The sequence below is a fragment of the Dactylosporangium sp. CA-233914 genome (genome assembly GCF_050942935.1).
Classification (GTDB): Bacteria; Actinomycetota; Actinomycetes; order Mycobacteriales; family Micromonosporaceae; genus Dactylosporangium.
This window is the reverse complement of record NZ_CP192030.1, coordinates 1,191,114-1,204,904: the sequence shown is the minus strand read 5'-3', so window position 1 is coordinate 1,204,904 and position 13,791 is coordinate 1,191,114. Positions and strand designations below refer to the sequence as shown.

The window sequence follows — 13,791 nt, the reverse complement described above, 5'->3', positions numbered from 1 at the left end:
TCCCGCCGTACGGGCGGCCGCCTGCTCGCCGTAGCGCGAAGCCCGACCCGCCGTGCGCGGATCGGGCTTGGCGAGTTTCGGGTGTCAGGCGACGCTGGCGCTGTGCCGGTGCGCGTCCTCCGCCGCCGCGGCGTGGGACGACCCGACGCGGTCGTAGAGGCTCGCGGTGCCGACGACGGCGGCCAGGATGAACGTGACGATGACGTTGACCATCGAGAAGGCGAGGACGTTCGCCTCGGTCTGCATCAGGGCCAGCATGGCCATGCCGACCACGATCAGGACGATGCCGGCCAGCTGGTTGATCTGGTGGGCGAGGTTGCGCCCGATGATGTTGGCGCCGAGGACGACCACGCCGGCGATCAGGGACAGCAGCGAGAACGCCGGGTTGGTGCGCAGGCCGAGGACCCACTCGGCCTCGTCGCGGGTGAAGAACGGGGCGCCGGAGGTCTGCACGAAGCCGACCACGCCGAAAACCAGCATGTAGAGGCCCGCCACCGCGGAGAGCAGCCGATAGAGCGGCCGGAGGTGGTGGTTGATCGGAAAGTGAGCGGCCATGGGTCAATCCTAAGATGACCTCACCCGGCGATCTCGGCCAGGGCGAGCCATTGCTCCTCGTAATCAGCTTTCTCCTGCTGCACCGCGCGCAGCTGGGTGTCCAGCTCGGTGATCTTCGCGTAGTCGGTGGCGTGCTCGGCGAGCTGGGCGTGCAGCTGCGCCTCCTTCTGCGTGAGGCGGTCGATGCTGCGCTCGAGCTTGGCCAGCTCCTTCTTCGCCGCGCGCTGGTCCTTCTCGTTCGCCCGCAGGTCCGGCGCCCGCCCGGCGGGCGGAGCCGGCGCCTTCTCGGCCCGGAATCCCGCGGACTCGTCCACGTGGGCGAGGTACTCCTCGACGCCGCCCGGCAGGTGGACCAGCCGCCCGTCGCCGCGCATGCCGTAGACGGTGTCGGTGACCCGCTCGACCAGGTATCGGTCGTGGCTTGCGACCACGAGGGTCCCCGGCCACGTGTCCAGCAGGTCCTCCAGCGCCGCGAGCGTGTCGATGTCCAGGTCGTTGGTCGGCTCGTCGAGCAGCAGCACGTTGGGCTCGGTGGCCAGCAGGCGCAGCAGCTGCAGGCGCCGGCGCTCACCGCCGGAGAGGTCGGCGACCGGCGTCCAGACGCGGGCGCCGGTGAAGCCGAAGACCTCGGCCAGCTGGGCCGCCGACAGCTCGCGGTCGCCGAGCTTCACGCGCTTGGCGACCTCCTCGACCGCCTCCAGCAGTCGCAGGTTGTTCGGCAGCTCGTGCAGTTCCTGGGACAGAAACGCCGGGCGGACCGTGGTGCCGCGCACGACCCGGCCGCCGTCGGGCTCGCGGACGCCGGCGAGCACGCGCAGCAGTGTGGTCTTGCCGGCGCCGTTGGCGCCCAGCACGGCGATGCGGTCGCCGGGGCCGACGATCCAGTCGGTGGGCTCCAGCAGGGTGCGCTCGCCGGCCCGCAGGCGCACGCCGTCCAGCTCGTACACCTGCTTGCCCAGCCGCGTGACCGCCAGGCGCTGCAGCGAGACGGTGTCGCGCGCGGGCGGGACGTCGGCGATGAGCGCGTTGGCCGCGTCGATGCGGAACTTGGGCTTGCTCGTGCGGGCCGGCGGGCCGCGGCGCAGCCAGGCGATCTCCTTGCGCAGCAGGTTCTGGCGGCGGGACTCGGCCTCGGCGGCGACGCGCACCCGCTCGGCCCGGGCCAGGGTCCAGGCCGCGTAGCCGCCCTCGTAGGCGCGCACGGTCGCGTCGGCGACCTCCCACGTGCTCGTGCACACCGCGTCGAGGAACCACCGGTCGTGGGTGACGACGATGAGCGCGCCGCGGCGCTGCAGCAGGTGGCGGGCCAGCCAGGCGATGCCGGCGACGTCGAGGTGGTTGGTGGGCTCGTCGAGGATGAGCAGGTCGGCCGGGCGCACCAGCAGCGCGGCGAGGGCGACGCGGCGCCGCTCCCCGCCGGACATCGGGCCGACCGGGGCGTCCAGGCCGAGGTGGGGCATGCCGAGCCCGCCCAGGACGGTGCGCACGCCCGCGTCCCCGGCCCACTCGTGCTCGGCCGCGAAGCCGGCCGGCAGCCAGGCGGTGCCGACGATGACGTCGCGGACGGTCGCCTCGGGCGGCAGGTTCAGGGTCTGGGGCAGGGCGGCCACGCGCAGGTCGCGCCGGTGGGTGACCCGGCCCTCGTCGGGCTCCTCGGCCTTGGTGAGCATCCGCAGCAGGGTCGTCTTGCCGGCGCCGTTGAGCCCGACGATGCCGATCCGGTCGCTGTCGTCGATGCCGAGGGAGACCTCGTCGAAGATGCGCCCGGCCGGATACGTCTTGCCGACCTTGTCGAGGCTGACGATGTTGGCCACTACAGCACCCTCGCGCCGGGGACGGGGCCGACGGCGGTGCGCACGGCGCGGCAGCAGTCGCGCGCCTCCAGGTCGGCGGCGAGCAGAGCCGCGTGCCGGGCGTCCTCGGCCAGGAACACGCAGGTCGGGCCGGAGCCGGAGACGAGCCCGGCCAGGGCGCCCGCGTCCAGGCCGGCGTCGAGCACCTGCTGCAGCTCCGGGCGCAGGTGCAGGGCGGCGGCCTGCAGGTCGTTGGCGAGCTCGCCGGCGAGGACCTCGGGGTCGCGCTGGCGCAGCGCGGCGAGCAGGCCGTCGGGCGGCCCGGCGCTGGTGCGCCCGCCGAGCTCGTCGAAGGTGCGATACACCACCGGCGTCGACAGGCCCTCGTCGGCGACCGCGAGCACCCAGTGCCACGCGTGCCCGCCGGTGAGGATCGGGCTCACCAGCTCGCCCCGCCCCGTGCCCAGCGCGGTGCCGCCGAGCACCAGGAACGGGATGTCCGAGCCCAGCGTGGCGGCGATGGCGGCCAGGTCGTCGCGGGACAGCCCGGTCCCCCACAGGTGGTCGCAGGCCACGAGCGCGCCGGCGGCGTCGGCGCTGCCGCCGGCCAGTCCGGCCGCGATCGGGATCTGCTTCTTCAGGTGCAGCCGCGCGTGGGCGTCGTGGCCGGTCTCGGCGGCCAGCGCCCGCACCGCGCGGATGACGAGGTTGTCCTCGCCGAGGGACAGCTCGCCGGTGCCCTCACCCTCCATGGTGAGCGTCAGCGTGTCGCCGCGGCGCGCGGTGATCTCGTCGTAGAGACCGATCGCGTGATACACGGTGGTCAGCTCGTGGTAGCCGTCCGGGCGGGCCGGCCCGACGTGCAGGTGGAGGTTGATCTTCGCGGGCACGCGGACCCGGACCGGTCCGTGGGCGGCCAGGCGCGGCCGGTCGAACTCCTCGTCCTCGGAGAAGAGCGGCTCGGTCACTGCTGCACCCTACCCGGGCGGATTCGCCGGCCCGCGTTGACTCGCGATCCTCGTGAAGTCCTCCACGGTGAGCTGCTCCCCGCGCAGCCCCGGGTCGACCCCGGCCGCGCGCAGGGCGCGCTCGGCCTGCACTGGGCCGCCGGCCCAGCCGGCCAGGGCCGCACGCAGGGTCTTTCGGCGCTGCGCGAACGCGGCGTCGATCACCGCGAACGTTTTGGCCCGGTCCGCGTCGACCGCTTCGTGGGTCTCGAATCCCACCAGACCGGACTCGACGTTCGGAACGGGCCAGAACACCGAGGCGGGCACCTTGCCGGCCTGGCGCGCGGTCGCGTACCAGGCGAGTTTCACGCTCGGCACGCCGTAGACCCGCGAACCCGGCCCGGCGGTCAGCCGGTCCGCGACCTCCTTCTGCACCATCACCAGGCCGCGCCGCAGGGACGGCACGCTCGCCAGGAGGTGCAGCACGACCGGGACCGCGACGTTGTACGGCAGGTTCGCCACCAACGCCGTCGGCTTCACCCCGCCGAGGTCGACCCGCAGCGCGTCCCCGGCGATCACCGTCAGCCGACCGGCCTGCTCCGGGCAGTACTGCCGAACCGTCTCGGGCAGCGCCGCCGCCAGCGGCGGATCGATCTCGACGGCGCAGACCGCGTTTCCGGCCTCCAGCAGCGCCAGGGTCAGCGACCCCAGCCCGGGCCCGACCTCCAGGACCACGTCGTCGGGGGCGAGCTCGGCGGCGCGCACGATCCGGCGCACGGTGTTGGGGTCGTGGACGAAGTTCTGCCCCAGCTGCTTGGTCGGGCGGATGCCGAGCCGCTCCGCGAGCTGCCGCACGTCGGCGGGGCCGAGCAGCGTCACGTCCAGCGTCCGAAGGCTCGCTCCCCGTTGGCGGAGATCGCGGCGCAGAGCGCGTCCAGGTCGTGCCCGGTGACGCCGGCCAGGGCGCGGACGGTCAGCGGGATGAGATACGACGCGTTGGGCCGGCCACGGAAGGGCGTCGGGGTCAGAAACGGCGCATCGGTTTCGACCAGCAGGCCGTCCAGCGGGGTGATCGCGGCGGCCCGGCGCAGGTGCTCGGCGTTGCCGAAGGTCACGGTGCCGGCGAAGCTGAGCAGGAAGCCGCGGTCCAGGCACTCCCGGGCGAACTCCTCGTCGCCGGAGAAGCAGTGCATGACGACCTGGTCCGGCGCGCCCTCCTCGTCGATGACCGCGAGGATGTCGTCGTGCGCGTCGCGGTCGTGGATGACCAGCGCCTTGCCGTGCCGCTTGGCGATGGCGATGTGCGCGCGGAAGCTCTCGTGCTGCGCCTTGCGCCCCTCCTCGCCCGTGCGGAAGTAGTCCAGCCCGGTCTCGCCGATGCCGCGCACCCGCGGGTGGGCGGCGAGCCGCTCGATCTCGCGCAGGGCCTCGTCGAGGTCGGCCTGGCGCGGCGCGTCGTTCGGGTGCAGGGCGACCGTGGCCAGGACCGCCGGGTGGCGCTCGGCCGCCTCGACGCCCCACCGGGACGACTCGACGTCGACACCCACTTGTACGACCCGGTCGACGCCGGCCGCCGTGGCCAGCGCGATCGCGTCCTCGATGGTGGCGGGCCCCTCGGCGCCGTCAGTTTCCAGGGTGATGTCGATGTGGGTATGGCTGTCGAGCACCCGCACCGGCAGCGGCTCGGGTGCGGGCGGGAAGGCGCCCTGGCGACTGTGTTTTCTCGCACTCATCGGGGTCAAGCATGCCATCCTCGATTTGTCGTTTACCCGCCGTTAACCTCGCGACAACCACCCGACCCTAGCGTCGCTCAAGTGACGGTAATCGGACACGCGGAAGGGTCCGCGACCCACAGCGTGACGATCGACGGGGTCGCCTATCCGGCCGAGGAGATCGCACAGGGCGCGGCGTACGAGGTGTATGCCACGCACCCGGCCCCCGGTTTCCTGCCCAACCCGCGGCCCGGGGCGAAGTGGCCGTACCGCCGCTTCGTCCACGCCACCGAGGTCGCCTCCGCCCTGGACGGGCTGGAGGACGAGCCGCTGCTGATGCCGGTCACCCGCGCGCTGGACTGGGCCGCCATCCACCGCCTGAGCCAGACCCCGTCGGCGGCCGCCGCGCTCGCCCCGATCCGCCGCACCGCCGTCGTGCGCCGGGGCACCCGCATGATCAAGTTTCTCTCCGGCCGGCAGCTGCAGGGGTACCTCAAGGGCTGGCCGATCAGCGGCTTCTGCTACCGCGCCTTCGACGTCGCCCACCTACGGACCCCGGAGGACCTGGCGATCCTGACCGGCGAGTCGACCGGCGACGTGGTCTTCGCGGTGCGCTGGCGGGCCGTGGACGCCCACGACTACGACGTCCCGCTCGCCGCCGCCTACCCCGGCCTGGTCACGATGCCGCCCCACGACCGGCTCGGCCCGCCGGTGATCGGCACCGGTTTCGCCCCCAGCGGCAAGCACATCGTGCCCGAGTTCGTCACCGCCGACCTGGCCGAGCTGCCGATGCCGGCCAACACCTCGCTGGTCGCCTACACCGGCGACGGCACCGAGGTCACCCTCTACACGTACCTGCCCGAGCAGCGCGCCTGGAGCCGCATGCACGGCCCGCAGTGGCGCCACCTGCTGCCGGACGCCTCCGACCAGGAGTACTTCCCGGTCAATCCGCCGATGACCAGATACCTCGGCACCTATCGCGACAACGTGTTCGAGGCGATCGTCGATCCGCCCGGCGAGTTCCGGGTGGCGGCGAAGACCCGCGCCGCGCGGTACCCCCTGGAATCCCTGGCCCGGCGCGTGCCCCGCGCGACCTGGCGCGACGCCCGCTGCACGGCGATCCGCCAGGAGGGCGACTGGCTGCGCCTGCGCCTGTCACGGCCCGACGGCGACCAGGTCGCGCGCCTGGGAGCGCACTGCGTCGAGCGCGGCCTCTACGAGGCGTGGGCGCCGGCCAGCGAGGTGGTCGACGCCCACGAGAGCGATCACTGGTATCAGCTCTAACTCTGTAGCCGGGTGAGTTCCTCCTCCACGATGGACTCGTCCAGCTTCTTGAACACCGGCGTCGGGGCCGAGAGCTTCGTGCCGGGCTCGATCGCCACGTGCTCCCACTTGGCGCCGACGGTGTAGTCGCCCGTCAGCACCGGATAGCTGCGGCCGTTGTCGAGGTCCTCGACCTCGCGGATCTCCGGCATCGGGGCGTGCACCCCGGTGCCGCCGAGCAGCTCGTGGATGCGCTGGGCGGCGTGCGGCAGGAACGGCGTGAGCTGGGTGTTGCAGTCCTTCACGGCCTGCAGCGCCACGTGCAGGACCGTGCCCATGCGGGCCTTGTCCTCCTTGAGCTTCCACGGGGCCTGGTCCGAGAAGTACTTGTTGACCTCGCCGACGACCCGCATCGCCTCGGTGATGGCCGCCTTCTGCCGGTGCTTGGCCAGCAGCTGCCCGACCGAGTCGAAGCCGGCCCGCACCGAGGCCAGCAGCGCGGTGTCCTCGCCGGTCAGCTCGCCGGCCGCCGGGATCTCGCCGAAGTTCTTGGCGGCCATCGAGATCGAGCGGTTTACCAGGTTGCCCCAGCCGGCCACGAGCTCGTCATTGTTGCGCCGGCGGAACTCCGCCCAGGTGAAGTCGGTGTCGTTGGACTCCGGGCCGGCCACGGCGATGAAGTAACGCAGGGCGTCGGCGTCGTAGCGCTCCAGGAAGTCGCGCACGTAGATGACCACGCGGCGCGAGGAGGAGAACTTCCGGCCCTCCATCGTGAGATATTCCGAGGAGACGACCTCGGTGGGCAGGTTGAGCGCCCCGAGCGACTGCGGCTTCGGGCCGGAGTAGCCGAGCAGGATCGACGGCCAGATGACCGAGTGGAAGACGATGTTGTCCTTGCCCATGAAGTAGTACGCATCGGCCTGCGGGTCCTGCCACCACTTGCGCCACGCGTCCGGGTCGCCGCTGCGGCGGGCCCACTCGATCGAGGCCGAGAGGTAGCCGATCACCGCGTCGAACCACACGTAGATCCGCTTGTCCCCGCGGTCCTTCCACGCCGCGAGCGGGATCGGAACGCCCCACTCCAGGTCGCGGGTGATGGCCCGGGGCTGAAGGTCGTCGATGAGGTTCTTGGAGAACTTCAGCACGTTGGGGCGCCAGCCCTCGCGCGTGTCGAGCCAGGCATTGAGCTGATCGGCGAACGCGGGCAGGTCGAGGAAGAAGTGCTCGGTCTCGACGAACTCCGGCGTCTCCCCGTTGATCTTCGAGCGCGGGTTGATGAGCTGGTCGGGGTCGAGCTGGTTGCCGCAGTTGTCGCACTGGTCGCCGCGGGCGCTGTCGTAGCCGCAGATGGGGCAGGTGCCCTCGATGTATCGGTCGGGCAGCGTGCGGCCGGTCGACGGCGAGATCGCGCCCAGCGTGGTCTTGGCGATGATGTAGCCGTTGTCGTGGAGCCCCTGGAACAGCTCCTGCACGACCTGGTAGTGGTTGCCGGTGGTGGTGCGGGTGAACAGGTCGTAGGACAGCCCGAGGCCGTGCAGGTCCTCGACGATCACCCGGTTGTAGCGGTCGACCAGCTCGCGCGGGGTCACGCCCTCGGCGTCGGCCTGGACCTGGATCGGCGTGCCGTGTTCGTCGGTTCCCGACACCATCAGCACGTCGTGGCCGGCCATCCGCATGTAGCGGCTGAAGACGTCGGAAGGCACCCCGAATCCGGACACGTGACCGATGTGGCGCGGGCCGTTGGCGTAAGGCCAGGCGACCGCGGCGAGAACACGACTCATGACCTGCAAGCGTAGTGAACCGTGCCCGTGTTCGGCGAACAGGATACTTTCTTCCGACACGCTCTCGATGTCCAAAAGGTGGGCTATCGCCCGTTGTCCAATTGAAATGTGAGCGAAGAGCCAGTTCGTCGGGGGTGGCGAGGCGAGGCCGCGGGGATTCCGCCGGTCCGCGTCCTGGTGCCGGCCTCCGCCATCGCATTGCCCGCCGCGTCCCCTGCCCCGGCCCCGGCCGCCTCCGGCTCCGCCCCGGCTGCCTCCGGCTCCGCCCCGGCCTCCGCGCGGCCCGATCGCGGACCACGGCCCAATCGTGGAGCACGACCCGATCGCGGAGCACGGCCCTCCGGCCCGAGTAGCGGCGAGGCGGTCGAGGACTTTCCGCTGTGGCCCACGACCAGCACGATGACGCTGCACGAGTCGCTCGGGCCGGCGGGCCTCGGTGGTGGCCCGGACGCCTTCGCGGAGGGGGGTTCCGAGGCCGCGGCGGCGCACGAGGCCGGGCGTGCCGCGGTGGAGGACCACCTCGCCGGGCGTGCCGCGGTGGAGGACCACCTCGCCGGCCGCGGGGAGGTGTGGCCCCCGCCGATGCTGCGCGTCATGCGCGAGCCGCGCGACGCCCGCCGCAGCGCCCCGCAGCGCCCGAGCCGGGTGCGCCGGTCCCGGCCCCCGCGCGGCCCGGCCGCCGGCCTGAGTGCGATGCTGATCATCGCGCTGCTGTCCGGCTTCTTCGCCTGGACGAGCGCGGAGCCGTTCTGGCTGGACATGGGCCATCGGGTGCGGGGCACCGCCGAGATAACGTCCTGCAAGGGCGAGGGCGTGCTGCGCCGCTGTGTGGCCGAGTTCACCCGTCCGGGTGCCGACCCGGTCGACGGCGCCCGCGTGGTCGGCCTCGACGAGGCTCCCGGCACGTCAGTGGCGGCCGAGATGGTCCCGGGCGGCCGGATCGCCTACGCGGGCAACGCGTCGGGCCTGCGCGTACGCTGGGCGGCCGGCCTGGGCCTGATCGCGCTGTGCGGAATCGTCCTGGCCTGGCTGACCGGCGCCTGGCGCTTCGCCCGCCTCCGCGACCGCCTGGCGGCCTGGTCCCTGACGGCCGCGGCGCCCCTGGTCCTGAGCGCCGCGATTGTCCTGGCCGCCTACTGACCCGGCCCCCGGCGCCGCGCCACGCGACGAACCTCGGCCGGAAGCTCGCCGCGAGGGTCAAGGGCCAGGCGGCGGGATGGCATCCGGCTCAACCAGCAACTCCACGACGGGCGGGCGCTGCTGCTCGACCTCGGGGCCGGGCTCACGGTCGAGGCCGGCCCCGAGGTCGCGGTACACACGGCGTCCGCGTACACGAAGGTCCGGGCGATGCTCGTGCGCCCCGACGGGTTCGTCGCCTGGGCCACCGAGGCTACTTGTTCGCGATGACCGCGGCGTAGACGTCCCGCTTGGGCAGGTCGTGGCGCCGGGCCACCTCCAGGGTCGCCGCCTTGCGGTCCGCCCCGGCCGCCACCAGCGCCGCCACCTCCGCCGCCAGCGCCGCGTCGGAGGGACGCTCGGCGGCGGCCGGGGGCGCGCCCGCGACCACGAGGGTGATCTCGCCGCGGGCGGTATCGGCGTCCGCGGCCAGGGCGGCCAGCGTGCCGCGGCGGATCTCCTCGTACGTCTTCGTGAGCTCCCGGCACAGCGCCGCCGGCCGGTCCTCGCCGAAGGCCCGGGCCAGGTCCTGCAGCGTGTCGGCGATGCGGTGCGGCGACTCGAAGAAGACCAGCGTCCGGGGCTCGGCGGCGAGCGTGGAGAAGTACGCCCGCCGCTCCCCGGGCTTGCGCGGCGGGAAGCCCTCGAAGCAGAACCGGTCGCAGGGCAGGCCCGAGACGGCGAGCGCGGTGACGACGGCGCTCGGGCCCGGGGCGGCGGTCACCGGCACGCCGCGGGCGATGGCCGCGCGCACCAGGCGGAAGCCGGGGTCGGAGACGCTCGGCATGCCGCCGTCGGTCACCACCGCGACGGTCTGGCCCTGCGCGAGCAGATCGGCGAGCTCCGGGGTGCGCCGCTCCTCGTTGCCCTCGAAATAACTGACGAGTCTTCCGCCGATCTCGACGCCGAGGTATTGCGCGAGCCGCCCCAGCCGGCGGGTGTCCTCGGCGGCGACGACATCCGCCGTCGCGAGGGTTTCACGCAGGCGGGGTGACGCGTCCTCGGGATTTCCAAGCGGCGCTCCGAGCAGAATCAACGGCACATGTGCGATGGTGGCATCCCGGGCCCTACGATCGCCCAATGACCTCGGGTGTGCTGATCCAAGCAAGCGAGCCGGAGAGCCCCGTCACCGCCGCGCCCGTGCGGGTGGTGCCCGACATCGTCCGCCGCCGCCTCGCGCGCCCGCCCCGGGCCGGCCTCAACTTCTGGCTCGTCGCCGCGCTGATCACGGGCGTCGGCCTGCTGGTGCGCATGGTCAACCTGGCGCACCCGAAGGACGTCATCTTCGACGAGGTCTACTATGCCAACGAGGCGCAGGACCTGCTCCAGAAGGGCGTGGAGTGGAACCCTGAGGACAACACGCCGCAGTACGTCGTCCACCCGCCGCTGGGCAAGTGGATGATCGGCATCGGTGAGCAGCTCTTCGGGTACAACTCCTTCGGCTGGCGCATCGCGGCCGTGACGGTCGGCGTCATCTCGATCCTGCTCATCGTCATCGCCGCCTATCGGCTCTTCCGCTCCACGATCCTGGCCGGCACCGCCGGCCTGCTCATGTCGCTGGACGGCATGCACTTCGTGCTCTCGCGCGTGGCCCTGCTCGACATCTTCCTGATGTTCTGGATCGTCGTCGCGTTCTTCTTCCTGGTGCTCGACCGCGAGCAGCGCCGGGCCCGCTGGCTCAGGCTGCTGGAGGACGGGCTCGATCCGTCCCGGCCGGGCGTGCGGGCGAAGCTGGGCTTCCCGTGGTATCGACTGCTGTGCGCGATCTCACTGGGCCTCGCGTGCGGGGTCAAGTGGAGCGGTGTGTACTACGTGGCGATCTTCGCGGTCGCCATGGTGCTGTTCGACATGAGCGCCCGCCGCAGCGCCGGCTTCAAGCACTGGGTCCGCGAGGGCATCTGGAGCGACGGCGCGGGCTGGTTCCTGGCGACGTTCGCGATCGCGCTGGTCGTGTACGTCAACTGCTGGTGGGGCTGGTTCCTGTCGGACAACGGCTACTTCCGGCACTGGTACGCCGAGAGCCACGGCCTGTCCAAGGACCGGTTCTTCGACCCGCTGGTCAACCTGTGGCACTACCACCGGGAGGCGTACAACTTCCACACCGGGCTCTCCACCAAGCACCAGTACCAGTCCTGGCCGTGGCAGTGGCTGCTGCTGGGCCGGCCGGTCGCCTTCTACTGGGACCAGAGCGGCCCCTGCGGCGCGGCCAGCTGCGCCTCGGAGATCCTGCTGCTGGGCACCCCGCTGCTGTGGTGGTCGTTCCTGCCAGCCCTGGTCGCGCTCGGCTGGCTGGCGATCGCCCGCCGCGACGGCCGCGCCTGGCTGATCATGGCCGGCGCGCTGACCGGGATCCTGCCCTGGTTCAACGAGATGCCCGAGCACCGCACGATGTTCTACTTCTACGCCCTGCCGGCCGAGCCGTTCCTGGTCCTGGCGGTGGTCTACGTGCTCGGCGCGATCATCGGCCCGAGCCGGAAGCTGCGGCCCGACAGCGACCAACGGCTCATCGGCTCGATCATCGCCGGGGCGTACGTGCTGCTCGTGGCCGCCTGTTTCGCCTATTTCTACCCGATCTACTCCGGAATGGACATTTCATACACGGAGTGGTTCTCCAGGATGTGGCTTGGATCGCGCTGGGTGTAATCCTGCCCCGGGAGTGGGTATCTGAAGAGCCGGAAACCCTGCCTTATATTATTTGCCGCACGGCAAGCAAAGGCTGGCGAAAGGCTCGCATGTCCTCCGTTGGCTCCATCGACAAAGCCCTACGTAAGGCCCCACCGGACCGGCTGGTGGAGACGCTCGACGCGTACCTGAGCGCGACACACGGTACCAAGAGCAGCACGGTCTGGCTGGCCGACTACCGCACCACGACGCTGTCACCGTCGGGCACCGAGCCCGGCGAGGGCCTCGGCGAGCAGCTCGGCGCGGCGACGCGCGCGTTCGCCAGCCAGACGCCGGTGCTGGAGGCCCGCGAAGGGCAGGCGACGGCCCGGCTGCACCTGCCGGTGACCGCCTGGGGCGAGCGCGTCGGCGTGCTCAGCGTGGGGCTGCAGGCCGACCGGGTGCCGTCCGAGCGGCCGCATCTGGAGGAGCTGGCGGAGAGCTTCGCGGTGGCGCTGTCGGCGGCCTACCGGCGCACCGACCGCTTCCATCTGGACCGGCGGCGCACGGGCCGGCTGACGATGGCCGCGGAGATGCAGTGGGACCTGCTGCCGGCCCGGGCGTACGAGCAGCCGGGCGTGAAGTTCGCCGGCCAGCTGGAGCCGGCCTACGCGGTCTGCGGGGACCACTTCGACTGGTCGATCAACGGCGACTGGCTCACCGTGACGGCGCTCAACGGCATGGGCACCGGGCTGGACGCGGCGCTGCTGACCACGCTCGCGGTCAACGCCATGCGCAACGCCCGCCGCTCGATCCCGGCGGGGCAGAGCCAGCCGGGCGACCTGACCGACCAGGCGGTGCTCGCGGCCGATGCGATCTTCTCGCAGTACGGCGGGGCACGGCACGTGGCGACGCTGCTGCTGGCGCTCAACACGGGCACCGGCGAGCTGCGGATGATCGACGCCGGCTCGCCGCGGATGATCCTGGTCCGCAACGGCCAGGTGCGCGACATGGAGCTCGACGCGCAGCTGCCGCTGGGCATGTTCGGCGACACCCGTTACGTCGAGGAGCGCACCCGGTTGAACCCCGGCGATCGGCTCTTCGTAGTCAGCGATGGGGTACATGCCGCCCTAAGGCCGAATGAGGCGACGTTCGGTGAGCGCGAGTTGAGCCGTGCCATACGATCGACCCGGTTGCAGCCACCGGCCGAGGCGATCAGCAGCGTCATGCGGAGCCTTCGTGATTATCACGCGGGCGCCGAAATCGCCGACGACGCTTTGATCATCTGCCTGGACTGGTCGCCCCGAGCCGACCCGTGACCCCCGCGAGACACGGAGGACATCGTGCGGAGCAGACCCTCACCGCACCCGCCCGGCCACGATGACCTGGCCACGACGGCGGCCGTGGTCGATGCCGCCGGCCAGGCGCTCGTCCTCGCCACGAGTGCCGCCAACGACAACTCCGGCGTGTCCGCGGCCCAGCTGCGCGTGCTCGGCGTCGTCGACCAGGCCGGCTCCGTCAACCTGACACAGCTCGCCGTCGCCCTGCACACCGCGCCCTCCTCCGCGAGCCGGCTGTGCGACCGGCTGGAGGCCGCCGACCTCCTGCGGCGCACCGCCGACGAGCGCGACCGCCGGGAGGTGTGGCTGGTGCTGACCCCGACGGCGCGCCGGCTGCTCGACGGCCTCGGCCGGCAGCGGCAGGAGACCATCGCCGCGGTGCTGCGCCGGATGGCCCCGGACGACCGGGCCACACTCCTGCACGGGCTCACGGCGTTCGCCCGCGCCTCCGGCGTCCCGCTCGCGGAGGACGACTCGGCGGCCCAGGCCAGCTGAGCGCGGCGCACGCCCAGCCGCCACCGTCGCGCGCCGCCGCTCGACCCGCACCACCCGCCGGCGTCCACCGGCGGGTCGTGCGCGCCCTGGAGCCTGGCCGTTTCGCGGCATACGCGGCTTGTTGCCGG

The 13,791-nt window shown here is 72.3% G+C and carries 13 protein-coding genes; 6 read left to right on the top strand and 7 right to left on the bottom strand.

All coding sequences use genetic code 11. From position 1 onward, the window contains the following. Positions 1 to 84 precede the first annotated feature (84 nt). The 5 genes from ACQPY0_RS05570 to ACQPY0_RS05550 are packed head-to-tail and all read right to left on the bottom strand — an operon-like array spanning position 85 to position 5,028. Positions 85 to 555, bottom strand: a complete 471-nt coding sequence (locus tag ACQPY0_RS05570; RefSeq protein ID WP_432985603.1) for a DUF4383 domain-containing protein — start codon at positions 553 to 555, stop codon at positions 85 to 87. A 20-nt stretch (positions 556 to 575) separates the two neighbouring features. Beyond that, positions 576 to 2,369 carry an ABC-F family ATP-binding cassette domain-containing protein gene (locus ACQPY0_RS05565; protein WP_432985601.1) on the bottom strand — a complete coding sequence of 598 codons (1,794 nt, stop codon included), beginning with the start codon at positions 2,367 to 2,369 and terminating at the stop codon, positions 576 to 578. After that, entirely contained in the window at positions 2,369 to 3,316 is a 948-nt protein-coding gene (locus ACQPY0_RS05560) for a 4-(cytidine 5'-diphospho)-2-C-methyl-D-erythritol kinase (RefSeq protein ID WP_432985599.1), read from the bottom strand. Before ACQPY0_RS05560 ends, ACQPY0_RS05565 begins: the two co-directional genes overlap by 1 nt. Before the next feature lie 9 nt (positions 3,317 to 3,325). After that, a complete protein-coding gene (rsmA, locus tag ACQPY0_RS05555; RefSeq protein ID WP_432985597.1) occupies positions 3,326 to 4,174 on the bottom strand; it encodes a 16S rRNA (adenine(1518)-N(6)/adenine(1519)-N(6))-dimethyltransferase RsmA in 849 nt (282 codons plus the stop codon). Next, a complete protein-coding gene (locus ACQPY0_RS05550) occupies positions 4,171 to 5,028 on the bottom strand; it encodes a TatD family hydrolase (protein WP_432985595.1) in 858 nt (285 codons plus the stop codon). Before ACQPY0_RS05550 ends, rsmA begins: the two co-directional genes overlap by 4 nt. Positions 5,029 to 5,109: 81 nt before the next feature. Between ACQPY0_RS05550 and ACQPY0_RS05545 the strand changes: the two genes are divergently transcribed. Continuing rightward, positions 5,110 to 6,291, top strand: a complete 1,182-nt coding sequence (locus ACQPY0_RS05545) for a hypothetical protein (protein WP_432985593.1) — start codon at positions 5,110 to 5,112, stop codon at positions 6,289 to 6,291. Here the strand turns inward: ACQPY0_RS05545 and metG are convergent. After that, positions 6,288 to 8,051 (bottom strand): methionine--tRNA ligase, encoded by a 1,764-nt coding sequence (metG, locus tag ACQPY0_RS05540; RefSeq protein WP_432985591.1) that lies wholly within the window; start codon positions 8,049 to 8,051, stop codon positions 6,288 to 6,290. The two genes, ACQPY0_RS05545 and metG, sit on opposite strands and share 4 nt — an antisense overlap. A 399-nt stretch (positions 8,052 to 8,450) precedes the next feature. Between metG and ACQPY0_RS05535 the strand changes: the two genes are divergently transcribed. Both ACQPY0_RS05535 and ACQPY0_RS05530 read left to right on the top strand, forming a co-directional pair. After that, positions 8,451 to 9,191, top strand: a complete 741-nt coding sequence (locus tag ACQPY0_RS05535; protein ID WP_432985589.1) for a hypothetical protein — start codon at positions 8,451 to 8,453, stop codon at positions 9,189 to 9,191. A gap of 81 nt (positions 9,192 to 9,272) precedes the next feature. Continuing rightward, entirely contained in the window at positions 9,273 to 9,458 is a 186-nt protein-coding gene (locus tag ACQPY0_RS05530; protein WP_432995013.1) for a hypothetical protein, read from the top strand. On the opposite strand, the gene rsmI is transcribed toward ACQPY0_RS05530, so the two are convergent. Continuing rightward, entirely contained in the window at positions 9,442 to 10,269 is an 828-nt protein-coding gene (rsmI, locus tag ACQPY0_RS05525) for a 16S rRNA (cytidine(1402)-2'-O)-methyltransferase (RefSeq protein WP_432985587.1), read from the bottom strand. The two genes, ACQPY0_RS05530 and rsmI, sit on opposite strands and share 17 nt — an antisense overlap. Before the next feature lie 38 nt (positions 10,270 to 10,307). Here rsmI and ACQPY0_RS05520 point away from each other — a divergent pair, with 38 nt between their 5' ends. The 3 genes from ACQPY0_RS05520 to ACQPY0_RS05510 are packed head-to-tail and all read left to right on the top strand — an operon-like array spanning position 10,308 to position 13,663. Beyond that, positions 10,308 to 11,870, top strand: a complete 1,563-nt coding sequence (locus tag ACQPY0_RS05520; protein ID WP_432985585.1) for a dolichyl-phosphate-mannose--protein mannosyltransferase — start codon at positions 10,308 to 10,310, stop codon at positions 11,868 to 11,870. Further along, the gene (locus tag ACQPY0_RS05515; protein WP_432985583.1) at positions 11,831 to 13,147 is read left to right on the top strand and encodes a PP2C family protein-serine/threonine phosphatase; all 1,317 of its coding nucleotides are present in this window, start codon (positions 11,831 to 11,833) and stop codon (positions 13,145 to 13,147) included. Before ACQPY0_RS05520 ends, ACQPY0_RS05515 begins: the two co-directional genes overlap by 40 nt. A gap of 24 nt (positions 13,148 to 13,171) precedes the next feature. Then, positions 13,172 to 13,663 (top strand): MarR family transcriptional regulator, encoded by a 492-nt coding sequence (locus ACQPY0_RS05510; protein ID WP_432985581.1) that lies wholly within the window; start codon positions 13,172 to 13,174, stop codon positions 13,661 to 13,663. The last annotated feature ends 128 nt before the right edge of the window (positions 13,664 to 13,791 follow it).

What these genes read in the sequence shown, in the direction of transcription:
- ACQPY0_RS05570 (WP_432985603.1), bottom strand. Translation starts at nt 555, where the DNA reads ATGGCCGCTCACTTTCCGATCAACCACCACCTCCGGCCGCTCTATCGG.
- metG (WP_432985591.1), bottom strand. Translation starts at nt 8,051, where the DNA reads ATGAGTCGTGTTCTCGCCGCGGTCGCCTGGCCTTACGCCAACGGCCCG.
- ACQPY0_RS05550 (WP_432985595.1), bottom strand. Translation starts at nt 5,028, where the DNA reads ATGAGTGCGAGAAAACACAGTCGCCAGGGCGCCTTCCCGCCCGCACCC.
- ACQPY0_RS05535 (WP_432985589.1), top strand. Translation starts at nt 8,451, where the DNA reads ATGACGCTGCACGAGTCGCTCGGGCCGGCGGGCCTCGGTGGTGGCCCG.
- ACQPY0_RS05520 (WP_432985585.1), top strand. Translation starts at nt 10,308, where the DNA reads ATGACCTCGGGTGTGCTGATCCAAGCAAGCGAGCCGGAGAGCCCCGTC.